24 protein-coding genes and 3 pseudogenes are annotated in these 20,150 nt (G+C 61.7%); 9 read left to right on the top strand and 18 right to left on the bottom strand.

Annotated elements, in window-relative coordinates; all coding sequences use genetic code 11:
- The gene (locus AC3FNH_RS16850) at window positions 1-627 is read left to right on the top strand and encodes a phosphatase PAP2 family protein (RefSeq protein WP_488720874.1); all 627 of its coding nucleotides are present in this window, start codon (window positions 1-3) and stop codon (window positions 625-627) included.
- A gap of 78 nt (window positions 628-705) precedes the next feature.
- On the opposite strand, the gene AC3FNH_RS16845 is transcribed toward AC3FNH_RS16850, so the two are convergent.
- Together AC3FNH_RS16845 and AC3FNH_RS16840 are read right to left on the bottom strand one after the other, a co-directional pair.
- The gene (locus tag AC3FNH_RS16845) at window positions 706-1,230 is read right to left on the bottom strand and encodes a hypothetical protein (protein WP_488720873.1); all 525 of its coding nucleotides are present in this window, start codon (window positions 1,228-1,230) and stop codon (window positions 706-708) included.
- 78 nt (window positions 1,231-1,308) lie between these two features.
- Window positions 1,309-1,434, bottom strand: a complete 126-nt coding sequence (locus AC3FNH_RS16840) for a hypothetical protein (RefSeq protein ID WP_488720872.1) — start codon at window positions 1,432-1,434, stop codon at window positions 1,309-1,311.
- An 8-nt stretch (window positions 1,435-1,442) separates the two neighbouring features.
- Here AC3FNH_RS16840 and AC3FNH_RS16835 point away from each other — a divergent pair.
- Window positions 1,443-1,548: pseudogene (locus tag AC3FNH_RS16835) on the top strand (PDDEXK nuclease domain-containing protein); the annotation flags it as partial.
- Window positions 1,549-1,599: 51 nt separating this feature from the next.
- Here AC3FNH_RS16835 and AC3FNH_RS16830 read toward each other — a convergent pair.
- Window positions 1,600-2,169 (bottom strand): DUF6036 family nucleotidyltransferase, encoded by a 570-nt coding sequence (locus AC3FNH_RS16830; protein WP_488720871.1) that lies wholly within the window; start codon window positions 2,167-2,169, stop codon window positions 1,600-1,602.
- Window positions 2,166-2,846: a helix-turn-helix transcriptional regulator gene (locus tag AC3FNH_RS16825; protein ID WP_488720870.1), complete on the bottom strand. Its 681-nt coding sequence runs from the start codon at window positions 2,844-2,846 to the stop codon at window positions 2,166-2,168. The genes AC3FNH_RS16830 and AC3FNH_RS16825 overlap by 4 nt, the downstream gene beginning before the upstream one ends.
- A gap of 426 nt (window positions 2,847-3,272) precedes the next feature.
- Between AC3FNH_RS16825 and AC3FNH_RS16820 the strand changes: the two genes are divergently transcribed.
- The 3 genes from AC3FNH_RS16820 (at window position 3,273) to AC3FNH_RS16810 (ending at window position 4,796) form a co-directional block, all read left to right on the top strand.
- A complete protein-coding gene (locus AC3FNH_RS16820; protein ID WP_488720869.1) occupies window positions 3,273-3,713 on the top strand; it encodes a hypothetical protein in 441 nt (146 codons plus the stop codon).
- A 103-nt stretch (window positions 3,714-3,816) separates the two neighbouring features.
- Window positions 3,817-4,134 carry a hypothetical protein gene (locus AC3FNH_RS16815; protein ID WP_488720868.1) on the top strand — a complete coding sequence of 106 codons (318 nt, stop codon included), beginning with the start codon at window positions 3,817-3,819 and terminating at the stop codon, window positions 4,132-4,134.
- A 161-nt stretch (window positions 4,135-4,295) separates the two neighbouring features.
- A complete protein-coding gene (locus tag AC3FNH_RS16810) occupies window positions 4,296-4,796 on the top strand; it encodes a hypothetical protein (RefSeq protein ID WP_488720867.1) in 501 nt (166 codons plus the stop codon).
- 204 nt (window positions 4,797-5,000) lie between these two features.
- On the opposite strand, the gene AC3FNH_RS16805 is transcribed toward AC3FNH_RS16810, so the two are convergent.
- The 7 genes from AC3FNH_RS16805 to AC3FNH_RS16775 form a co-directional block, all read right to left on the bottom strand.
- Window positions 5,001-5,618 (bottom strand): hypothetical protein, encoded by a 618-nt coding sequence (locus AC3FNH_RS16805; RefSeq protein ID WP_488720866.1) that lies wholly within the window; start codon window positions 5,616-5,618, stop codon window positions 5,001-5,003.
- 531 nt (window positions 5,619-6,149) lie between these two features.
- Window positions 6,150-6,299 (bottom strand): hypothetical protein, encoded by a 150-nt coding sequence (locus tag AC3FNH_RS16800; protein ID WP_488720865.1) that lies wholly within the window; start codon window positions 6,297-6,299, stop codon window positions 6,150-6,152.
- A gap of 340 nt (window positions 6,300-6,639) precedes the next feature.
- Entirely contained in the window at window positions 6,640-6,864 is a 225-nt protein-coding gene (locus tag AC3FNH_RS16795) for a hypothetical protein (RefSeq protein WP_488720864.1), read from the bottom strand.
- Window positions 6,865-8,443: 1,579 nt separating this feature from the next.
- Complete coding sequence (locus tag AC3FNH_RS16790; RefSeq protein WP_488720863.1) at window positions 8,444-8,659, bottom strand: hypothetical protein; 216 nt, start codon at window positions 8,657-8,659, stop codon at window positions 8,444-8,446.
- A 503-nt stretch (window positions 8,660-9,162) separates the two neighbouring features.
- Window positions 9,163-9,333 (bottom strand): hypothetical protein, encoded by a 171-nt coding sequence (locus tag AC3FNH_RS16785; protein ID WP_488720862.1) that lies wholly within the window; start codon window positions 9,331-9,333, stop codon window positions 9,163-9,165.
- A 241-nt stretch (window positions 9,334-9,574) separates the two neighbouring features.
- Entirely contained in the window at window positions 9,575-9,727 is a 153-nt protein-coding gene (locus AC3FNH_RS16780; RefSeq protein WP_488720861.1) for a hypothetical protein, read from the bottom strand.
- Window positions 9,728-9,736: 9 nt separating this feature from the next.
- Window positions 9,737-10,039 (bottom strand): hypothetical protein, encoded by a 303-nt coding sequence (locus AC3FNH_RS16775; protein ID WP_488720860.1) that lies wholly within the window; start codon window positions 10,037-10,039, stop codon window positions 9,737-9,739.
- Between the two features lie 672 nt (window positions 10,040-10,711).
- Between AC3FNH_RS16775 and AC3FNH_RS16770 the strand changes: the two genes are divergently transcribed.
- Both AC3FNH_RS16770 and AC3FNH_RS16765 read left to right on the top strand, forming a co-directional pair.
- Window positions 10,712-11,002, top strand: a complete 291-nt coding sequence (locus AC3FNH_RS16770) for a hypothetical protein (protein ID WP_488720859.1) — start codon at window positions 10,712-10,714, stop codon at window positions 11,000-11,002.
- Window positions 11,003-11,006: 4 nt separating this feature from the next.
- Complete coding sequence (locus AC3FNH_RS16765) at window positions 11,007-11,648, top strand: DUF6036 family nucleotidyltransferase (protein ID WP_488720858.1); 642 nt, start codon at window positions 11,007-11,009, stop codon at window positions 11,646-11,648.
- Window positions 11,649-11,761: 113 nt separating this feature from the next.
- Here the strand turns inward: AC3FNH_RS16765 and AC3FNH_RS16760 are convergent, their stop codons facing one another.
- The 4 genes from AC3FNH_RS16760 to AC3FNH_RS16745 all read right to left on the bottom strand — a co-directional run bounded on the left by AC3FNH_RS16760 (window position 11,762) and on the right by AC3FNH_RS16745 (window position 14,766).
- Entirely contained in the window at window positions 11,762-12,271 is a 510-nt protein-coding gene (locus AC3FNH_RS16760; RefSeq protein ID WP_488720857.1) for a hypothetical protein, read from the bottom strand.
- Between the two features lie 443 nt (window positions 12,272-12,714).
- Window positions 12,715-13,113 (bottom strand): hypothetical protein, encoded by a 399-nt coding sequence (locus tag AC3FNH_RS16755; protein WP_488720856.1) that lies wholly within the window; start codon window positions 13,111-13,113, stop codon window positions 12,715-12,717.
- Between the two features lie 435 nt (window positions 13,114-13,548).
- Window positions 13,549-14,019, bottom strand: a complete 471-nt coding sequence (locus tag AC3FNH_RS16750; RefSeq protein WP_488720855.1) for an MFS transporter — start codon at window positions 14,017-14,019, stop codon at window positions 13,549-13,551.
- An 81-nt stretch (window positions 14,020-14,100) separates the two neighbouring features.
- Window positions 14,101-14,766, bottom strand: coding sequence for an MFS transporter (locus AC3FNH_RS16745; RefSeq protein ID WP_488720854.1), 666 nt, complete (start codon window positions 14,764-14,766; stop codon window positions 14,101-14,103).
- 274 nt (window positions 14,767-15,040) lie between these two features.
- Between AC3FNH_RS16745 and AC3FNH_RS16740 the strand changes: the two are divergent.
- Window positions 15,041-16,141 (top strand): annotated as a pseudogene (locus AC3FNH_RS16740) (Gfo/Idh/MocA family protein); the annotation flags it as partial.
- Between the two features lie 12 nt (window positions 16,142-16,153).
- Here the strand turns inward: AC3FNH_RS16740 and AC3FNH_RS16735 are convergent.
- The 3 genes and pseudogenes from AC3FNH_RS16735 to AC3FNH_RS16725 all read right to left on the bottom strand — a co-directional run.
- Window positions 16,154-16,723: pseudogene (locus AC3FNH_RS16735) on the bottom strand (tyrosine-type recombinase/integrase); the annotation flags it as partial.
- Window positions 16,724-17,113: 390 nt separating this feature from the next.
- On the bottom strand, window positions 17,114-17,863 hold the full coding sequence (locus AC3FNH_RS16730; RefSeq protein ID WP_488720853.1) for an SDR family NAD(P)-dependent oxidoreductase: 750 nt from the start codon (window positions 17,861-17,863) through the stop codon (window positions 17,114-17,116).
- Window positions 17,864-17,967: 104 nt separating this feature from the next.
- Window positions 17,968-18,720, bottom strand: coding sequence for an SDR family oxidoreductase (locus AC3FNH_RS16725; protein ID WP_488720852.1), 753 nt, complete (start codon window positions 18,718-18,720; stop codon window positions 17,968-17,970).
- Window positions 18,721-18,816: 96 nt separating this feature from the next.
- Between AC3FNH_RS16725 and AC3FNH_RS16720 the strand changes: the two genes are divergently transcribed.
- Window positions 18,817-19,785, top strand: coding sequence for a LysR family transcriptional regulator (locus tag AC3FNH_RS16720; RefSeq protein ID WP_488720851.1), 969 nt, complete (start codon window positions 18,817-18,819; stop codon window positions 19,783-19,785).
- Window positions 19,786-20,150: the final 365 nt, after the last annotated feature.

Raw genomic sequence — 20,150 nt, 5'->3', positions numbered from 1 at the left:
ATGATGAACCTGCGCACACGCTTAATGCAGCAGTTGCGGGGCTGGGGGCCCGTTGGACTACTGTACATCCTGCTGTGTACTTTCACCCCAACGTCACAAACGGTGCTGCCGGAAACATTCCTGGACAGGGCCATTCCGTTCAATCCAGCAGGTGTATGGATATACCTGTCATTCTTTATTATGGTTCCACTGACCTACCTGGTCGTTGACACCCCTACCCTGCGTTGGCTGACTCGTGCCCTGCAGACCAGCGGGGTGGTTGCAGGAACCATATTTGTGCTGTGGCCCACGACGCTGCACTACCCGACCATAGTCGACAACAGTATCAGTGCGCAGTTCCTGGTCTGGATGCAAAAATGGGACAGTCGTTGCAACTGCCTGCCCTCTCTGCATGGGGCCCTGACCTTTTTGTGCGCGTGGGCGTTGGCCAAAACGAAGAACTTTTGGGTCACACTTGTTGGTTTTGTGTGGGGTCTGGCCGTCCTTTATACCGTCATCCAGGTTCGACAGCATGTGGCCGTGGACTTGAGCGCCGGCATGCTGCTGGGTCTCCTTTCAGGAATCGGTGCGCAACTCCTCCAAAAGCGTTCTTTACCTCATGGCTTTCGCGGGTGTTCGCAAACCTGACTAGCGGCCTTGTCTTTTTTCTACCGCAGGCATGAGGCCAGTGATACCGACCCTCAGCCGGTTTCATGCTCCGGCTGGTCAAACCCCTTCATCTTCAGCCATCACGGAAATCTCGCAGAGCACGTAGCGCGCAAACATAGTCTGAAACGCCTCCTTCTGCGATCCGGAAAAGAACACCCCCGCTACGTCACCCGCGCTCACCTTGAGGCCATCCTGCACGGAGAGGCATGCAGCGTTCAGTGCATCCTCGACAAGCTTCTCGACCAACAATGCGTTGCGTTCGACGCTGGCGGTCAACCACTGGCCCAGCGCCCCTTGCACGCGGTTGGCGGCCTCGCAGAAGGCATCTTCTTCCGCGGTGCTGGTGCGCGGGAACTGCCGGTTCCACTCGCCATCGTCCTCGCACAGTCCGCCAAACTCATTGGCATCCACGAAATCGTGCAGCCTGGCGAAGTCGGTCACCGTCGGCGGAATACGGCCATCGGCGATCTCCTGCTGGATCTGCCGCTTACCGAGCTCAATCGCCCGAGCGATCGCACCGTCCTGCTCTCCGGTCAGCTCGATAGGCTGCGGAGTCGCGACCACATCGATGTTACTTCTCATCAGAATCTCCTCGTTCAAATAGAAAAATGCCCGCGTCCCTCTCGGGACAACGGGCATGGCTAAAAAGGTTGTTACGAACTACTGGGCAGCCAAGGCCACCACATCAATGACCGCATCGGCTTCGTCGACCAGGTCCGGCGTGTGCGAGATGAAGAACTCACGCTCGTACCCGCCCTGGCGCAGCACTTCCCGCTTCATTCGCATGAAGGCGGGACCGCCACCTCGAGCGCGACCTCGAACGCCAATCTGCGCGAGCTGGAGCAGTTTCTGCCGGAATTGGGCGCCGGTTTCACCTTCGTCGCCCGCCAGAAGCGGCTGCAACGGCCGCCTCAGGAAGTTACCCTGATCGGTAGGGAACGTTTGCTACGGTTAATTTTCTGCTTCCGGCGGCATCTTCCCCCTTCGTTCTTCCGCAAGCTTAATCCACCGCTTGATTCGTGCGCGCAGCCGCCCTTGGGAGGCGCTATCAATTGGCATTTGATCGACCATTGCGATCGCTTCATCCGCCTTGACATAACCGTGCACGAGAAGTGCCACGTCGAAGTCGCGGTCCTTATCTCGATCTGCGACGGCCTTAGCCATGAAAAGATCAAGGACGCCCAGGCAATAGCCAACGCGCCCATTCGTACCTTGATTTTGGATGCGCTCCACACGATGCAGCCAGCCGGCCGGCAGACAGGCCGTTTCTGGGCCTACACCCTGCGCATAATAGCCATGTGTGTCATGAAAATGCGAGCCCTCACCAATCGCCGCGTCGATGTGATCGGCTTTTTCGTGAGCATTAAGGGGGTAAATGTCGGCCTCCGAAGACACCGTAAAGACTGCGGGCGGATATGGGATTCCACCCAGAATAGACTGGCTGCCCACGATCACGAATTCGTATTCATCCGTAATCTCGCCCGCCGCTCGAATGATGTGCTCCAGGTCTTCGCGGTTCATTTTTCATTATCCTCGCTGACATCCCCCAGAACCACCCCCTTCTTAAGCGCTTGTACTTGAGCAAGGACATCACGCCGGACTTCCTCCGGCAATACGGTCGGCAGGGGAGAGGCTTGTCGGAGTTCTTGGGCACGCCTGCTTCGCCCCAAGGCTTTCCGCCACGAGCCGCGCGCCAGAATTTCTTCCCATTCGGCCCAAAGGGAATCTGAGCGCGACAGACCATTCGAACGCCATCTCTTTAGCGTATCCTGAGCGCGAGCCAGCAGATCGGGATTCGCACTGATTAATCGCACTGCTTCCTTGTGCAATGCGAGGCTCTGCAAGTCCTGGGCTTGGTGGCGCGAGGCATCGGCAGTGACCAAGACCTGAACTTGTGGTCGCATGCGCCGGGAGGTCGCAGCGGCGGACTTCGCCGGGGCCGGCTGGAAGGTGTCGTTAGCCAACAAGGCGAAGTCGCCGGCAACGCCCAAAGCCGACATCACGCGGAGATACGTGCCGACACTGGGTGCCGGATCCCCGGATTCCACTGAGTTGAGGGTGGTCCTTGAGATGCCGACCCGCTTGGCCATTTCGACCGCAGTCAGCCCTTGCGCCTTCCGAAGGCGCTTGAGGCGATCGCCCAACTGCAAAAGCAGCTGGTGCTCGAGGACCGAGGTGGCATCAGTGGATACTCTCATATGTTCAATAGATTAGGCTAACCTTATGGTTTTGTCCAATCTATTGAACATATGAAAGGTGGCGCAACCGATCCACAATCGTGTGTGGTTGACCGCCTCGGAGGCCAAGGGACCGGGCACCTTCAAGGGGTGATTTGGCGGGCAGGTGAAAAATTGCGTTTCCCCAACGCATCGCTCCGTCGTCAACGTGGAGATTAGCGACGCCAACGAACGGCCTTCGGTGGTTCGAACGCGGAGACCGTCGCGGTCCGATGGTCTCCGCCGCATCACCTCGGAATGCGACGACGCTTTAACATAATGAATCTTATCCGAAAGTGGACTATTAGCCGTTTTTTCTAATGTCGTACTTGAGAGGAATTCAAATGTCGTACCCCGTTCCGGATCATGCCAAGCTGGCGGCCTTGTTGCCGAGCCAGGAGCGCGATCATGGGCCGACCCGACACGATCACCATGAGCATGCGGGAGCTGGATCGCTGCAAGGTCACTTCGGCCAACATTCTGACTCGCCCACCGAAATCCGCTTTACCATCACAGATGGGAATGGAACGGGCTGTCTTAGCCAGATCTGCTATGTCACTGCAACAGAAAATGCGGCTCCTGTCGGCCTGGCTGCCTGCCGGGCTTCCTTACGTCGAGACTGAAGTCGGCTCCTACCTTTGCCTGCATGACGTCCCATACGAGTTGGAGAGCATCCTTGCTCGTTGGCTGCTGCTGCAGCCTGAGCTTACAGACACGGATCTATCAACCTGCGTTCTGGTCGAGAGTGGCAAGGGTTTAGCCATTACCCGGGAAGGATGGGAGAGTTTCCTCTGCTGGCTCGTCGAAACACTTCGAGCCAAGCTTGACGACATGGAGCAAGCCCAGTAGCAGCGCCTTCGCAACACCTCTGTAGTCGCCATCCGTCGTTGATACGGAAAGCGCGTCGCAGCACGGCGCTCATCTAGTGAACCAATCAGGCAAGGAATCATTTATGTTGCGGGTACGCATTGAACTGCTGCCAGACGGCGATGAGGAAGCAATTAAGCTGCTTGCTGCTGTCGACATCAGCAACGACGGTAGCGGTACGCCAAGTACCGGGCATTACAGCGCCGTCTTGAAGGAAGCGTGGCGAACTGCAGGAGACCAGCAAGCCATCTATACCACTGAAGCCAAAATTCACGACGTGGACCGCGAACTGATCAGGCCGGTCCAACTCGTTAGCATCGCGCTGCAAGTTCTCGCCCCGGTAAAGCGAACGACCGCGACCTCTTTATATTCGTGGGGAGAAATTGTCCGAGGGCCAGAGTAGCCCTTCAGGACGGATAACAAACAGAAAACGCATAAGCTTATGTTAAATCATGGCGGAGGTTGGCGAGATAGACGGTTCAATGGTAAAAGCGCGCTTTTCGCTGTAGAAACCTGTAGGTACTGAGCGCAATTTGAAGATGCTACGCCAGTCTAGACCCTCCGATGCTTATATTCCTGGATACAGAGTATACCAATCCGATTGACCGAAGGCTGATCAGCATCGGTATGGTGTCGGAAGACGGGCAGCATGCTCTTTATCGAGAATTGCAGGATTTCGATCATGAATCCTGCAGTGCTTTCGTACGAGCAAATGTTCTTCCCCTACTTGGGAGCTTCCAGGATACAACCGTCCGCCGGGCAAAATTGGTGGACGACCTCAGGCAATGGATCAACACTCTGCCCCGCAGCCTAACCATCGCCTGCGATAGTGACTGGGACTGGGAAATCCTTTGTGAAACGGTGGGACTCCCGCTTCCGGCAAACATCTCGGGACGATTTGATCTGCGTCCGCTCATCGACACCACCGTTTTCCATAAGGCTGTGTGTCGCTACCACGATGTGGCCGAGCAACCTTGGCATCACGCTTGGCATGACGCGCGTGCTCACCGTTTGGGTTGGCTGGCCTGGAACGATGCCCGCAGACGAGCTAAGCTGCCCAAATAGTTGTTCAATGATCGGCTGCCGAGTTCAAAGTACCGCTCGACCACGGTTACTGAGAAGATACACAAGGCTTTGCGTTATCGGCTACGCCGCAGCAAGAAGAGCCGTCTCCTGCTTGAACGAGAATCGGTTGGAGAGGCACGCTGTCTCGACGAGCGCCACGAGAGAGTTCGAGCGTTAGCAAGCTATCCTCCGGGAAGGCGGGGCTTAGTTCCAGCTTGAGATACTCGACAGTTGGCGATCATGAACGGCGATCACCACTCGGCGATTATGCTCCTTTGACAGAGTCCTAACCAGTGCAGCGAATTGGGCGATATGGACGTCGTCCATTGATTGCACTGGATCATCCAAAATCAGCCAAGGCAATTCTCGGGGCACCGAGAGATGCAACGCAATGAACAAAGTCAGTGCAGCCGTATTGAGGTTGCCGGCACTTAGCATGGCACCCGGCGTTCCTCCAGCCTCGCCACCATCCCGATGCTCGGTGATGAGCTTGGGCGGAAGCTTCTGCGAGGACGACTCCGGGATGCGGAATGCTGGAACGAATGGCTCGGCTGGCGCCAACCGCACGAACAGGTCTCGCCACACTCGATTGAGCCGGTCGTTGAACTCCCGCCGAATTATGGTAGAGGGAATCTTGTCTACAGCGCTTCGAATAACATTGCTGTGCTCGCGAAGGGTCTGCGCCCGGTCGGCGCGTGTCCATGACGCGGAATCGACTGAGATCTGGTCTTCGGGTTCCTTCCGGCGCGTAAGCGCCGAGCGAATGCTTTCGATATGATCGTTCCCCCGGCGACACATCGAAAGTCGCTGTTCTAGACGCACTGCTGGGTGCCAAGAAGCGCATATAGCCGCGAAGTGGCTGCGTCAAATGTCTCGCCCTCTTGCCGCCTGGGAGCCCCAATCGAGAGTGCAAATTCGTCCAATGTCTCGCGCGCGGCGGCAAGAGATACGTGACGTGCTTGGGACTCGAGCGCATCAGCGCAGCTTCGGCAAACTGCGCCAGATCATCACCCAGGAAAATATCCGATAGCAATACCTTAATACGGGTGCGGAGCGAGCCGACACGTTCCCCATATTCGGCCTCCCAGCGTCCAAAGGCGATCCTCGCTTCTTCCGCGCCAGCCGGACCAAGAACATCTTTAGAATTGATCGCGTTCTGCGCAGCATCAATCTCGCGCTGGATCGCGGCAAGTCTACGCTGCTGTCATCAACCCATTTGAGCGAAAGATCCGCGACGTGGTGGAAGCGATAGCAATCGTGATTTGACCCATCTCTTCAAGCGAGCGCAGCCGATTAGCCAACTTCTTTTGCAATGTCATTGTTCGCATACGCCGGCTTGGTCGGCTTTTCCGATCAGTTAGCTGACTCGTCTAATTGAAGCGCGGCGTAGACCTCATCGAGCAGCCCTTGGTAGGCCAGCGCTTCTTGCCGAACGAGCCAGTCCGGCTTACGCCTGAACTCGCGGAGGAAAGTAGATTGGGACGTGGGGATCTTGAGGATCATCTTCTGAGCACCAATCTACTCGACTCATCGCAACTCCTTGGCAGCCGCAGCATTGCAGGACGCGCCAATTGGTCCCAACGGATACCGTATGCTGGTCAAAATCATAGTCGCGCGACTTGCGGACCAGCTTCACCACATTGTGCTGGGTTTCGTGACCGCACTCGTTGCAATGCGACCACACTGGCTCTTCTTACGAGGGCCGGGCGTTAGTCGTCACAGAGTTCTCCGATGTTCCCGCCAGTTCGCGCCTGGCATATTTCTCGGCTCAGATCGAGCCATTCGATCCCCTACCCTAGACGGCGAATCGCCCTTTTCCTATTCAACTGTTCGGCAAAGGACGTCACTCGCCGCTTTCCCGGCTCAAGACGGCCGGGATAGGCGGTTGCAAGGCCTGTTCAGCGAGCGCATATCCGAGGGCAGCTATTGGCCACTCGGCCTCCAGCACGAGGGCCCCGGCCGCCTGGTACAGTTCGCCACAGAGCTCGTTTCGTACAATCAGCCGCGCAGCAGGGTCTGCTTGCAGAGCGTCGGAACCATGGACCAGATTGAGTAGCAGTTCGAGCAATTCGCTAGCCTTCTCCACGTCCGAGGCCGCATTATCCGCTTGCGCGTCTATTGCGTGTGCTACGTCAATCTCCCCCGTTGCTCAATGACTCGGCTAGTGCGCCAGCGTAGAGGATCTGTATCCGCTGCCGGAGAAAGTGAATAGCTGCCTCAATCGTCGAAACGTCGCGATGAAGAAACAACTGGGCATGCCCGTCATGGAGTAATCTGCCCATTCTGTCGACGCCTTTAAGGCTGAGAGCGATCTCGCCAACGGCGAACCCGCAGCGCGCCGCGACAACATAGTGCCCAGCCTCGTGTTGACCTAGCCGTGGTGCAGCAAGCCGATGAGGCGCTAGAATGACAATCTTTGCCATCGTTATCCGTACTGGTTTTCCGCAGATGCCACTTCTTTACCAAAGCGGCCGCCGCCGGCTGCGCGGCCATGACTTGCACCGCCTCGGGAAAGAGTGCCACATAGTGAAGCGCGAAGAAGCTCATCAGTACACATGCAGTACTCACAGACGTGGCGGCCAAGGTGGCTTGCTGGGCGAGATCGTGCGCATCCCGGACCTGCAGTATGCTCAGCCAGCTCGCATGAGAGTTGCCGCACAAATAGCTATAGAGATCGCGGATGTGCACGGGAAACCTCCGCCTCAACACCGATCGAGGCCCAGCCCCGCCCCACGCGCCAGTCCCCCTTCAGGAAAGCCTTGCGGTCGTTCGCAGGGTGTTGTGCCCATAAGCCGTGGGCCCGCATCGTCCTGTGCCGATAAATGAGATCGGGGGACGCGCGCAGGGCCTGCCCCTTCACTGGTAGCTCGTCGACGCTGAAGTAAGGCACCACGGCATCGTCGCGGACGTGCAGGCCACAATGCACCAGTTCCCACTTCGGATGCCATTGGCGGAGAAAATCGGCATCGACAAGGCTGAATGCGCGACGCCGGAACGCGAAGATCTCGGCCTCCGCCGCCAGTCCGCGCTCACGATCTTCCTCGCTACCGAAGGCCGTGCCGTAAAGCGAGTAAAGCCATTGCGCAAACGCCGAGGCCGCCGCCTCCGGCTGCTCGGGTGGCTGCTCTTGCGCCGCCGCAGGAACGCGGAGGGCACGATCTGGAACGGCGTCGGAAGTGGAAACCGGCCGTCGTCACCAAAGGCATTGCTAAAGGCCTTGGCAAAGGCATTAGTGATGTGTCCCCCTCCGGCCGTGCGGGGGCTTTCGTCACGGATCGCGAATGCCAACAGGACCAAAGATGGCGGCCGCACGCAATGCGGCAGCATGCTCAGTGAGACCATGGTATGCAGAAAAGCGAATCTCCGTATCGCCCCCGCTACGCGAAACAGTGATTGGTGTCTCCATTCGTGCAGATTCCCCATCCCTGAATTGTCAGAGGCCGCCCCATCGCTGATTACTGCGAAACGGCGCGGTCGTCGTCCCAACACCGGCGTAATCCTGAAGCGCCGAATGCGCTGGACGTGCGCAGTGCCTCAACCAACCTAACCCGCTGACCCACCGGGCGCGCCCCGCGCCCACGTGCCCGGCCCGTTGGGCACGCCCTTTCGCGACCCCACATGTCCGCGGGTTGCCCCACGCTGCCTATTCAGGGTACTCGGGTATGCTCGCCGGCCGTTGCCGGTCCCTTGAGCTCCCGGATTTCATAGGGCCCTTTATCCTCCCGTGCGTACGCCCAGTCTTCGGCCACTTCGCGCGCCGAAATCCCCGCCACGCACGCGCCCGGCAGCATCACGTCCGCGTGCTCGAAGTGGGTCGAGTAGTGAAGCGAGCTCAGCAGTACGTAGACCACTGCCAAGCGCATCAGAAAACTACCCTCTCTCTGCCGGGTGTTCCGGAATCCATCACACCCACCAACCCACGGCGTGGCAGCGCCCCCGCCGCAGGCGGCCGGGATCCCGCCCTCAGCTCGTCCCCGCACCCGACGCGATGAGCGCCCGGTAAGCGTCTGCGACGGCGCGCTTGGCCTGCGCCGAGCTCGGGAAAGCGATCGATGGCGAGGTCCGGATATACAGGGCCCGCGTCGTGGTCGAGCCGCCTTCGCCCGCCACATCCCAGATGAAGCCCGGCATCGAGACGACCCATTGCGGGAGGTACAGCGCGCGGCCAGCACGTACCCCGACCCCACCGTGGCGGTGTAGAGGCGACGCGGGACGCCCTGCCACTGCAATGTGCCGCGGCACATTGCGTACCGCGCTCTCCAGCCATCGGCCCTGCTCGCACACGAGACCGGCCACAGCAGGTACCGGTACTGTTCGCAATCGGATATCACTGCACCACGGTCCATCGTTCCCTCTTCTTCCCGGTTCATGTTGTCTGCCTACGGCCGGACGCGACGGTCGGTGCTTTGGCGTCCTCAAGGCTCAGTGCCACCAGTTCCATGAACTCCTCGCGCGGTAACGCGTCGAGCCAGTCCCCATATTCGCATTCCGACATGGCGAAGAACTGCTCGCCAAGGGAGCGCAGCTTGGCCAGCAAGCGCGCTTGCGCGTCCGCATCGTGACAGGGGGCGGGCAAAGCGGCCGTGCCGGCCGTGCGAGCGCTCGGCGCTCGGCGGCCGACGCACACTCTCCGACCAGTGCCCGATCGCGACGTCGCGGCCCATCGCGGTCATCCTCCACGCCTGCACATGTGCCAGCGTCAGATCCGCCAGCGGCACCTCGGGAATGGTGTTGTCACCCGTCTGGCGCGAGTACAGGCGGCAGATGACCGCCTCGCCTTACGACGTCACGATCATCGTCACGGTGTTGCGCCCGCCGATCTGGTCATCGCAAAAGGCTTCGCCCGGGGCCGGCACAAATTCCAGCGAGCCTTGCGCGCGGCCGGCGACGCCGTTTTCCATGTAATTGGCCCAGAAGCCGTTCGCCTGCATCGCGCTGGCCTACTCCTGCAGGTAGCGGTGCAGGCGGATCGCGGCGAAGCGCTCGCGCGCCTGCGCCACGTGCGGGGCGCGCTGGGCGGCGGCGCTGGCCTGTGCGAGGGCCTTGTCGGTGACCTGCGTGGCCTGAGTTTGCTGCACGTCCTGCCAGGTAAGTTGGGAGTCAGTCATGGGGGTCTCGATTTCCGTTTGCGGGTGTTGCCAGTACAGGGCGCCGCCATAGGCGATGGCCACGAGGGTCGATTCCGCGTCGGCGGCCGACCAGATGCCGAAGCCCGTGGCCGGGCGGCCTTGGGACAGTTGCACCGCGCGGGCCGTGACTGCGCGGCATCGGGATACAAGGGGTCAGCCCGATCGATCTCGGTCAGGCGGCCGACCTGATAGCGGGCAACGGCGGTCAACATGTTGAGGGTGGTGGATGACGCGTGCCTTCGGTCATCACGTCCCCCTCCTTTTGGGTTACTCCGCCTCGCAGGTTTCACAGTGCTCGACTCGCATGCGCAACTCAATCGCGGCCGTACGCCGCACGATCGCGTCGGCGATGCGGGGTTCGGGGCCGCCTCGTTGAGGCTGACGCCATAGTCCGTCGTGGGCCGGGCCAGCACGATCCAGTCGGGCGCGACGCGCTGGGCGGAGCGCGCGTGCAGCCACATGCCGACGCCCACACCGGCCATGAAAATCGCACCGCCCCCAGCACCATCGTTACCGCTCGCCGCATCGCACCTCCTAACGCCTCAGATGCTCTGTGAGTCTGTCACTCCTCGCACGCGGTCCGATGCCGGCGCGGGGCCAGCGCTCGCCTCGTCGCGCGCACCTTGCAGCCGCCGTCGTACCGCATCATCGCGCGAGCGCCGTGTCCCCTGTTGCGGCGCCAGCCGGACCGACGCCGACCGCGTGACGCGGTGCGTCGCGCGCCATTTGCGAGTACAGTATCCGCAGTGGCGCGGTGGTGCCCAACGAACGTCGGAGCTTTGATCCATGCAATCCCGTGAGCTGGAAGCGGCGCTGCTCAGTCGGTGTGCGGCCGTCGCGCGCGAACAGGCCGCGCCCGCCCAAGACCAGCGCGAAGCGAACGTGTTTCGCGTGGCCGCGATGGTGGTCCAGTCTCGCTTTCCGCAGGAAGCCCGCCAACTGATGGGCGCAAGCGTGCAGTACTTTGCCAGTCACCCGGGCGAACAATTACCGGCCGCCGACGTGGTGCGTCATGGCTGGGTCATCAGCCTGCCCCGGCTGCGCGATGCGCTCAGTCAGCAATTGCAATGGCGCTAAAACGATGACGACACCGATCGCATTTCATACGGACACCGCCCTAGCGGGCGCGTTGCGCACCCTTCTGCAAGAGCTCGAAGAGCGCCTCACACTACGCCAGCCGCTTAAGGTATATCTGGCGGGGGGCATGGCCGTCCATCTCTATACCGCGAGCCGCGTCACCACCGATGTCGATGCCGAGTTCGGTGGTCGCGTGCTGCTGCCCAATGATCTGATGGTCGAGGTCTCGCTGGAGGATGGTTCGCCGCAAGTGGTCTATTTTGACACCAACTACAACCCGACCTTCGCCCTTCTGCACGAGGACTATCAGGATGATGCGCTGCCGGTCGATATGGGCGTCGAGCACCTGCGCGTGCACGTGCTGGCGCCCGTGGATCTGGCGGTGAGCAAGATCGCGCGGCTGGCCGATAACGACCGAGAAGACATTGCCGCCTTGGTTCGGCTAGGGCTGACCAGCGCCGATGCGATCGAGGCGCGCGCCACCGAGGCGCTGGGCGGCTTTGTGGCGGGACAGGCGATGCTGCGCCTCAATCTACGCGATGCCGTGGCCCTCGCCCGCGCGGTACAGGCCGAGCCCGAGGGCGCGTCCGCCGGGGACACGCCAGCACTGCCCAAGGGCACCGACACCCCCGACTGCGTGCCTTGAACCGCGTGGCCTCGTAACGGGGGTCGTTTCCGGGGGCAGCCGGGGAACAGCCTGCCGATGGGCCGACCCCGCGAGCCACGGCCGGTCCCCTGCGACGGCACGCCTGCCCCGTGTCAGCGCATCATGCCGATGGGCGCCTCGTCCATGAGCGTGAGTTCGATCGCATCGCCGCTTCCCGACAGCGGCACCGGGGTCGGCACATCCTTGCGCAGCGCGAGCGTCAGCGTCTGGGGCAGCAAGCCCGTGCGAACCACACGATCACAGCCGGGCGACACCTCCTCAACCCGGCCGGTCGTCTTCTCGATGGCGACCTGCACCAGCGTGCCGTCGGCGGTGTCGCGCAGCTTGTCGACCCGCAACGATCGGGTGTCCAGCTGGACCGACTCCAGATACTGCTGCGCACTCAGCCCCACCTGCCGGCACTGGCGCAGCGAGGTCGTCCTGACAGCCCGATCTTGCGGCAAGTTGCGGGCAACGGCCGGGGCGTCCATGGGGAATCGCAGGACTTGGCCGGACTCGGCTTGGCCGTGGAGGATCCACCGCGCGACCACCAGCGTGTCGGCGTTCACGGAGGTCGACAGCACGCACGCCGCCACAGCGGCACGACAGAACATGGCCTTCATAGAAACGTGTTTCCCCTTTTTGCTAGGTGACGTCCCGGTTGTACCGGGGCAGATTTGGGCACGACGCCCGATGCGATCCGGCTTCACCACCGGATCGCGCCGCGAGCGTAGCAAGGCGAAATCGGCGCGCCAAGCAATCGGCAACACTATTTGCACAGGTGGAACATTTGGCGCACAAAATTGCGCGCGCGAACGATGCCGGTGTGACACGTGTCGTACAAAATCCGGACGCGTCCCCGATCGGTGGAAGGAATCGTGGTGCGGGCAGTGGTGGCGGTAGCCCATCCAGTCTCTGCGGTACCGCACCACAAAGTGTTCGAGATACCAAACCGGCCTTCCGAACCAACCCCCAACCCACCCAACCCCCCCCAGCCGGATACGGCTGGACGCGCGATAGCGCGCAGGAATGCCCCACCCACCGCGACCACCCCTTGCGTGGATCCCTACCGATCCGCGTTCACCGCCGACAACGCGTGACGGGCAAAGTCCTGCTCCGCGAACGCCAACTGAATATGCTGTACGAGCACCCCGACAAAGACGCCGCCGCCCACCCAAGGCGCCCCAATGTCAAAGCGGAGCCCGATGCCACTGAGCAGCTTCCCGCCCAGACACCCGAGCACGAAGCTCAGGACCACGACCCCCACAGGCCTCAGCCAATGCAGCCACGATTGCTGCCAGATACTGCGCAGCGGCAGTGGCTGGAACTGGTTGACCGTCGAAACGGCTTCGCCCGTCGTCAGGTTCTTGATCGCGACCAATGTGCCGCGCGCGGACGGACAGATCGCACCGTAGTAGACGCGCAGCCGGTGGCCGGCCCGCAGGGGCACCTTGACGCCGCCCACGGGCACGCGCACCTCGCCGCCATCATCTTGTCGCAGCCAGATCTCCTGCTCATGTGCGTCACCAACCGGACGCTCGCCAGATGGCCGGACAGGTTCCGCATGGTCTCGACATGGCTCTGGCTGTCTTCCTGTACCGCCTGCGCGATCCCTTCACAGACAGCGTCAGCGACTGCCCCTAAACCAGGCCTTCTTGCACGCCCGGTTTACGCTGGGCCGCGATGGGCTCAAGCCATACAAGGTGAACACAAAACGCACTAGAGGCTCCGTCGCCCACGACTTGAAAGGCGGTTCAACCCAGTGCTCCTACTCGAAGCCAGGGATCGCCGTAAAAGGCGGGAGCCGCTAGGCGCCAAACCCACACAGAGGCACAGACAGTGACGTTGACGCCAGGCGCGGCGCGATGAAGCCGGCGAACCTAGCGGTTGTGAATGCAGCTCAAGCCACCTTGCCTGCCGCCACGGCACTACGGTTGCGTGCGAGCATCGACAGCGTGACGGCCACCGAAGCCAGCTCAAAGAGTCCACCAACCAATCCGAGCGTGCCGATATGGCTGTGGGCCAGCGTCAAACCACCCGCCGCAGCGCCAATCGAGAAGCCGATGTACATGAACGATGCATTCAGGGACAGCACAATCGACGCCACCTTTACGCCAGCCAGTTCTATCAGGCGGGCCTGCTGCGCCGGATAGAACGCCCAGTGGCCCACCGCCCAGATCATCGGTGCAGCCAGTACCGGCAATGTCGCGTGCACGGGTTGCAGGAACCTCGCGTCAATCGACAGGCTCAGGAAGGCCAGCCCCATCAAGGCTACGGCGGGCACGATCACGCGCGGCGGGCTCAGTCGATCGCTAAGAGCACCACCGATGAATACGCCAACGGCAGCCGAGATGCCCCACGCGAACATCACGACGTATCTGCGTGTCTTGCAGGCTGGTCAGGCTCGTAACCAGTGGCGAGAGATAGTATAGACGGTATAGGCACCGGTCGCTCACAGCGTGGTGGCCAGCAGCGTCGCCAGTACGACAGGCCGCACCGCTACGGAAACACGTTCGCGTAGCGTGGCCGTCGGGATGCCCTGGCCGATCTCGCGCGGTACACCGACGTAGACGCCTATGGCGGCAATCGCCGACAGTCCGGCAACGCCAGCGAAGGTCATGCGCCAGCCAAGCCCGTGACCGATGACGGCCCCCAATGGCACGCCCAATGCCAGCGCCACGGTGATGCCGGCATTGACGACTGCGATCGCGCGTCCGCGTCGTGCCGGACTTACGATGGCTCCCGCCAGCGCGTTGGCGCCCGGCACGAACAGTCCGGCCGACAGCGCCAGCAGCACGCGTGCGCCCATCAGCCACCAGAATCCATCGGCCACATAGGCAAGCAGGTTCGACAGCGCAAAGGCGATCATACTGGCCAGCAGCAGCGTGCGGCGATTCAGGTTGCCGGTTGCAGCCGTGAGTACCGGCGAGCTGATGCCGTAGGCCAGCGCAAATACGGTGACGAGCTGCCCTGCCCGTTCGATTGAAACCCCGAGATCGGCGGCAAGGCCCGGCAGTAATGGGGAGATCATGAAACCTTCGGTGCCAATCGCAAAGGCGCCAAGGGCTAGCAGGTAGACGGTGCCAGGAATCCTGTCAGCGGACTGGGTGATAGACATGCTGTGTCCTTTGTTGCGCACTGCCCCGGGGTCGGTGCATCGAATCAAACCGGGAATGCCTTGCATCATGGATCAGCCAAGGCGGCGCAAAACAGCCTATTGGTCCGGGCATTGCGGACAGAACCGTCCGAAGTCGGGGGCTGTATAGACACGCGTAACTCGCAACCGCGGCAAGCGCGCCATTTTCAACTTCACGGCTCAAGTGTCTTGCCGCCATGCCGGATAGTCCGCCCGGCAAACGTACCTATATTTCGTCTGTCATCCACTTCCGGAAATGGAAACCATCATGTCCATGCCCCCCATTCCTACTTCCGCCCGGCCAATCCGTGTTGGCCTGGTCGGCATCGGAAACTGGGCCATCCACGGCCACGTGCGCGTACTGAACCTTTTGCCCCAGTACGAATTGCGGGCGCTCTGGAGCACCCGCCCGGATGCCGCACGCACAGCGGCGGCGGCACATGGCGAGGAGGTTGTCGATACCCTCGACAAGCTTGTGAACCATCCCGATGTCGATCTCGTCGTTGTCCTGAACACTGCGCCCCAGCACGCGGAGACGGTTCGCAAGGCAATTGCGGCTGGCAAGCACGTCTATTGCGAATGGCCCCTAACAGTGACCACGGAGACCACGCGCGAACTGCTGACGCTGGCAGAACGGGTGGGAGTCCGTCACATTGTCGGCCTACAGCGCCGGCTGGCATCGCACAACCGCTATCTGCGCGATCTGCTGGAAAGCGGCTACGTAGGAAAAATTCGCTCGGTACGCATCCATGTCAGCATGAACGCGTTCGGCCGTGAGCGCTCCCAGGCACTACGCTGGACCGTGCCAGCCGAAAATTTCTCGAGCGCGATCTCGATCTACGCGGGGCATTTCCTCGATATGCTGTTCACGGCCACGGGCTGGCCCACGCATGTTTCGGCCCTGGCACCGAACCAGTTCAAGACGGTGACGATTCGCGAAACAGGCGAGGTACTACCCTCGACCGCTCCCGATCAACTGATGCTGGTAGGTCGCATGCCCGAAGAAGCCGTAGTTTCGGTGCATGTCGAAGCCGGCAAACTCAGCGGCCGTGGCGTGCAGATTGACATCACCGGGGACGAAGGCGATCTGCGTATCAAGAATACTTCGGCGTTTGGAAGTGTCGGCGATGACTACGTCATCGAAGACGCGCGCGGCCTGGACATGCCGATACAAGTGCTGCAGGTGCCGGTTGAGTCTGACCGCCTGCCGCATTCGGAACTGCCTTCGGCCGTGCTCGAACTGGCCGAACTTTATGTCGCCTATGCAGAAGACGTGCGCACGGGCAGCGCGAACGCGCCGACATTCAAGGATGCCGTCCGTATGCATCAACTCCTCGACGCGGCCCTGCAGTCAACGGCCGAAGGCCGTGAGGCCCGGGAACAACCAGCCACCGTCGAGCATCTTGCCCTGGGCATGGGCGACACGCCACCAGACGCGCAGGCGTTCGAGCGGCACGGGCGAGAGCATCGCGTAGCGGTCCTTGCGACCCTTGCCCTGTTCGATGCGCAGGGTCATGCGTTCACTGTCGATATCGGTCACCTTCAATGCCACCACTTCGCTGGCGCGCAAGCCGGCGCCGTAGGCAACCGCGAGCGCGGTCTGGTGCTTCAGGTTCCCTGCGGCCGCCAGCACGCGAGCGACTTCGTCGGGGCTGAGTATCACAGGCAGGGTGCGTGGGACTCGTACCGGACGCATCTTGGCCATGCGCTGGGCGTCGCTGAGCGTCACTTCAAAAAAGAACTTTAATCCGGTGATCGCGGCATTGAGCGAAACCGGGGAGATACCGTGATCGACCAGATGGAGTTGATAGCGCCGCAGGTCCTCGGTACTGGCCGTGTCGGGAGAGCGGCCGAGAAAGACCGTGAACTGGCGCACGGCACGAATGTATTGGGTCTGGGTCTTGTCTGCGAGCTTGCGCATCCGCATGTCTTCGATCATGCGCTGGCGTAGCGGGCTGATGGTACGCGTCGCGACTGATATGGCTGTGCTCCTGTCGAGGATCGAGGCGAATTGCCTCGGTCCTCAACTTAGGAAACAGCGCTGGCGGTTGAGTCACTTCGCGCTTGGCCGGAGGGTTACCGCGCGAGCGGTTTAGTCCGTGGGTCGGCAGCGGCCTCCCGATAGCAACCATTATCCTTCGTGTGGGCCCACCGACGGAGGGTACTTCCAAGGTTAGTTGGCCGCTGATACCCGTCTTTGCATCGCCGGCCACAGAGCATCGGCAAGATTGCCGGATTTGTCATACCGACGGCGAAGCAAGCGCGACCAAGGTGCTGGTCGACGCTTGGTAGGGCCGCCGCAGGCCTCCGGGTTGTCCGGGGCTTTTCTTCACTGCGCTAGGTAGCCGCCATCGACGGCCAGCGTGTGGCCGGTGATGAAGCTTGCCCGCGTCGATGATAGAAACAGGATCGCTTGCGCGACTTCGGCTGGGGTACCTGCTCGCTTCGCGGGGATCATCCCTGCGAGAACGTCCTTGGTCATACCGTAATCTGCCAGCCGATCGAACATCGGCGACTCCGTCGGTCCGGGCGCGACCGCATTGATCCGAATGCCCACAGCCGCAACCTCGAGCGCTGCCGATTTCGTCAAGCCTTCGACCGCGTGCTTGCTCGCCGCATACACCGCACTGGTCGGGAACCCAATCTGGCCACCGATCGAAGAGAGGTTCACGATGCTTCCGAAGCCCTGGCGTTTCATGAGTTCAAGCTCGTACTTCATGCCAAGAATGACACCCAGCACGTTAGTGTCGAACACGCTCCTGTAAGTCTCGACCGAAATATGCTCGATTGGCGAGAACGTGCCCTCGATGCCCGCATTGTTGACGGCAATGTCGAGGCGACCGAAGCGTGATTCGGTCTGCCTGATGACACTCCGCATGTCGTCTTCGGACTGCGCGTCGGCGCGCACGAACGTCGCATCGGCGGCGCCCGCCGCATTGAGTTGGTCGACCAGACCGGGACCTGCCTCCTCCCGGCGGCCGGTGACGATGACGTTCGCCCCAGTCTCCGCGAATGCCAGCGCCGTCGCGCGGCCAATGCCGGACAGCCCCCCCGTTACCAGAACTACTTTCGATTGCATGATTTCTCCTGTTTGGATCGTTGAAGAGCGCCGGCCGGCGTGAGGCTAGGTCAATATCGTCCCCGGCCAAACGGAACCTGGCCGTTGACTGCCGCAAGGCCGGCTCAAACTAGGCGCTGGCCGCCGTCGATGTGCAGCGTCTCGCCGTTCATGAAGTCGTTCTGGATCAGGAACATGACGGCGGCGGCAGCCTGTTGCATAGGAACGATCTTCTTCAGCGGCAGCCGTGCGCTGAGCTCAGTGACATAGCCGCCGAGGGCGTCGCCGAGCGTGCGGCCCAACAGCGGGGTGTCGGTGGTGCCGGGTGAAAGCGTGTTGAAGCGGCGTGGGGCAAGTTCCAGCACCAGACCGCGGGCCAGCGCTTCCATGGCGGCCGATGCCGCGGCGAGTACGGCGGTACCCCATGCATTCGGCCGCTCGGCCAGCACCCCCGAGATGAAGGTGACGGACGCCCGCTGGTCAAGACGTTGGTCCAGCGTCCGGATGACGTCGAGCGCGCCCCAGATCCGCTCATCAAACGCACGGCGCAGGTAATGGGTGTCCGTTTCCAGAATCTTACCGGCAACGAAGGAGCCGGCCATCAGGACCAGATGATCGACATGCCCGATGTCCTTCAGTGCTGCCCCAACGGCTTCCGTGTCGGTGATATCCGCTGCACGCCATTCAAGGCCATGCTCGGTCGCGATGCGTTCGGAGCGCGCCAGATCGGACCCTATAACCACGACGCTGGCGCCAGCCGCCTTGGCCTGGATGGCGGTGGCCAGGCCGATTCCCGACGTGCCGCCGAAAATTAGGACGGTCTTGCCCTCGAGCGATTGGCTGGCCAGGAACATGGCCGGATCGGTAGTGAATTTCATGGTGGTGCTCCTGAGAATTGAGGATCAGCGCAAGTGCTGAAACGGATTCTAGTTAGCCGTGATTTATTCCATAAGGGAGTTAATTGGCATAACATAATGTCCATCATGGAACAGATAACCCTCGATCGCCTGACGGGCCTGATCGCGTTCGCCAAGGCGGCGGCGTTGGGCAGCTATTCCGCCGCAGCACGCGAGCTGGGCATTTCGCCGTCGGCGGTCAGCAAGAGCATCGCGCGCCTGGAACAGCAGCTCGGGATCCCGCTGTTCATCCGCACAACGAGGTCGTTGCGACTGACCCACGAGGGCGAGGGGTTGCGCGAGCACGCGATGCGCCTGTTGCATGAAGCGGAGGAAATACAGCAGGCCGCGATTTCCACTAGAAACGGTCCTTCCGGGATAATCCGCGTGGCGGCGCCGTATCCGATCGGCGTGCATGTGCTGGCACCGGCGCTGGTGCTATTTCGCGCGCGGCATCCCGCCCTCGCGGTCGACCTGCGCATCCGCGACCAGATGGCCGACCTCGTTGCCGAGGGCATCGATATCGCCATCCGCGTGGGCGATCTCCCGAATTCCCGCCTGATCTCGCGCCATCTGGCGCCGCACCGGATCTGCGCGTTTGCCGCGCCCGCGTACCTGGCTCGGAAAGGCACGCCCACGCGCCCGGAGGAGCTGGCTCGGCATGACTGCGTGAATTTTCGCTTCCAGAGTTCGGGCCAGGCGTTGCGCTGGCCGTTTTCCGTGGATGGGGAGCTGGTCGAGATTGCTCCAGATGCGGGCATCGTCGCGGATGTAAGCGACGTGGTGGCGTCGATCGTCATCGCCGGCGGCGGGATCGGCATCATGCCGACCTATCTGGCGGCGACGCATGTGATGCGAGGGGAGCTGGTCCCGGTCATGCCGCGGTTAGCGGTCACTCGCGCGAACATTACCGCGCTATGGCCCGAGAGCCGGCGCGCAAGCCCCAACGTGCGGGCATTCCTCGACTTGCTCGATGAGGTATTTACCGCGCCGCCAAGATGGGATGCGCTGATCGACGGCTTCGGGGGGGACGAGGGAAACGGCTGATGGTAACCCCGCCGGGCCACTTGAGTCTGTTGCTACTCAAGGCAGATAGCAGCGCGCCGCGCTCTTCATCAGATGCGAGGCGCACCGCATTTGCCGGATCGGCCGAGGTCAGCCACGCCAGCGCGACACGACGCGCCGGCTCCTCGCCAGGGTGCGGCGTCGGCGGGCCAGGCCGATTCCTGCTGCACGCTGCCCAGGGCCCAGTGATGGAAACGGATCGACGCAAGTGAGATGGTTGAGCACTGCAAGACTGGCCATGTTAAGGCGTGGCATAAGGTCCTACCGCCAGCATGTTTTCAAAAGTCGGCACGGGCGTGCGTTCTGTGTACCGCTTGGTCTCTTCGTTGAAGTTGGCCCGTGAAGCA

Source organism: Cupriavidus sp. 22TCCZM01-5 (genome assembly GCF_057798915.1).
The sequence above is the reverse complement of the archived record's forward strand: the minus strand, read 5'-3'. Positions and strand labels throughout refer to the sequence as shown.

What these genes read in the sequence shown, in the direction of transcription:
- AC3FNH_RS16850 (WP_488720874.1), top strand. Translation starts at nt 1, where the DNA reads ATGATGAACCTGCGCACACGCTTAATGCAGCAGTTGCGGGGCTGGGGG.
- AC3FNH_RS16845 (WP_488720873.1), bottom strand. Translation starts at nt 1,230, where the DNA reads ATGAGAAGTAACATCGATGTGGTCGCGACTCCGCAGCCTATCGAGCTG.
- AC3FNH_RS16840 (WP_488720872.1), bottom strand. Translation starts at nt 1,434, where the DNA reads ATGCGAATGAAGCGGGAAGTGCTGCGCCAGGGCGGGTACGAGCGTGAG.
- AC3FNH_RS16830 (WP_488720871.1), bottom strand. Translation starts at nt 2,169, where the DNA reads ATGAACCGCGAAGACCTGGAGCACATCATTCGAGCGGCGGGCGAGATT.
- AC3FNH_RS16825 (WP_488720870.1), bottom strand. Translation starts at nt 2,846, where the DNA reads ATGAGAGTATCCACTGATGCCACCTCGGTCCTCGAGCACCAGCTGCTT.
- AC3FNH_RS16820 (WP_488720869.1), top strand. Translation starts at nt 3,273, where the DNA reads ATGGGCCGACCCGACACGATCACCATGAGCATGCGGGAGCTGGATCGC.
- AC3FNH_RS16815 (WP_488720868.1), top strand. Translation starts at nt 3,817, where the DNA reads ATGTTGCGGGTACGCATTGAACTGCTGCCAGACGGCGATGAGGAAGCA.
- AC3FNH_RS16810 (WP_488720867.1), top strand. Translation starts at nt 4,296, where the DNA reads ATGCTTATATTCCTGGATACAGAGTATACCAATCCGATTGACCGAAGG.
- AC3FNH_RS16800 (WP_488720865.1), bottom strand. Translation starts at nt 6,299, where the DNA reads ATGATCCTCAAGATCCCCACGTCCCAATCTACTTTCCTCCGCGAGTTC.
- AC3FNH_RS16790 (WP_488720863.1), bottom strand. Translation starts at nt 8,659, where the DNA reads ATGCGCTTGGCAGTGGTCTACGTACTGCTGAGCTCGCTTCACTACTCG.
- AC3FNH_RS16780 (WP_488720861.1), bottom strand. Translation starts at nt 9,727, where the DNA reads ATGCAGGCGAACGGCTTCTGGGCCAATTACATGGAAAACGGCGTCGCC.
- AC3FNH_RS16770 (WP_488720859.1), top strand. Translation starts at nt 10,712, where the DNA reads ATGCAATCCCGTGAGCTGGAAGCGGCGCTGCTCAGTCGGTGTGCGGCC.
- AC3FNH_RS16765 (WP_488720858.1), top strand. Translation starts at nt 11,007, where the DNA reads ATGACGACACCGATCGCATTTCATACGGACACCGCCCTAGCGGGCGCG.
- AC3FNH_RS16760 (WP_488720857.1), bottom strand. Translation starts at nt 12,271, where the DNA reads ATGAAGGCCATGTTCTGTCGTGCCGCTGTGGCGGCGTGCGTGCTGTCG.
- AC3FNH_RS16745 (WP_488720854.1), bottom strand. Translation starts at nt 14,766, where the DNA reads ATGTCTATCACCCAGTCCGCTGACAGGATTCCTGGCACCGTCTACCTG.
- AC3FNH_RS16730 (WP_488720853.1), bottom strand. Translation starts at nt 17,863, where the DNA reads ATGCAATCGAAAGTAGTTCTGGTAACGGGGGGGCTGTCCGGCATTGGC.
- AC3FNH_RS16725 (WP_488720852.1), bottom strand. Translation starts at nt 18,720, where the DNA reads ATGAAATTCACTACCGATCCGGCCATGTTCCTGGCCAGCCAATCGCTC.
- AC3FNH_RS16720 (WP_488720851.1), top strand. Translation starts at nt 18,817, where the DNA reads ATGTCCATCATGGAACAGATAACCCTCGATCGCCTGACGGGCCTGATC.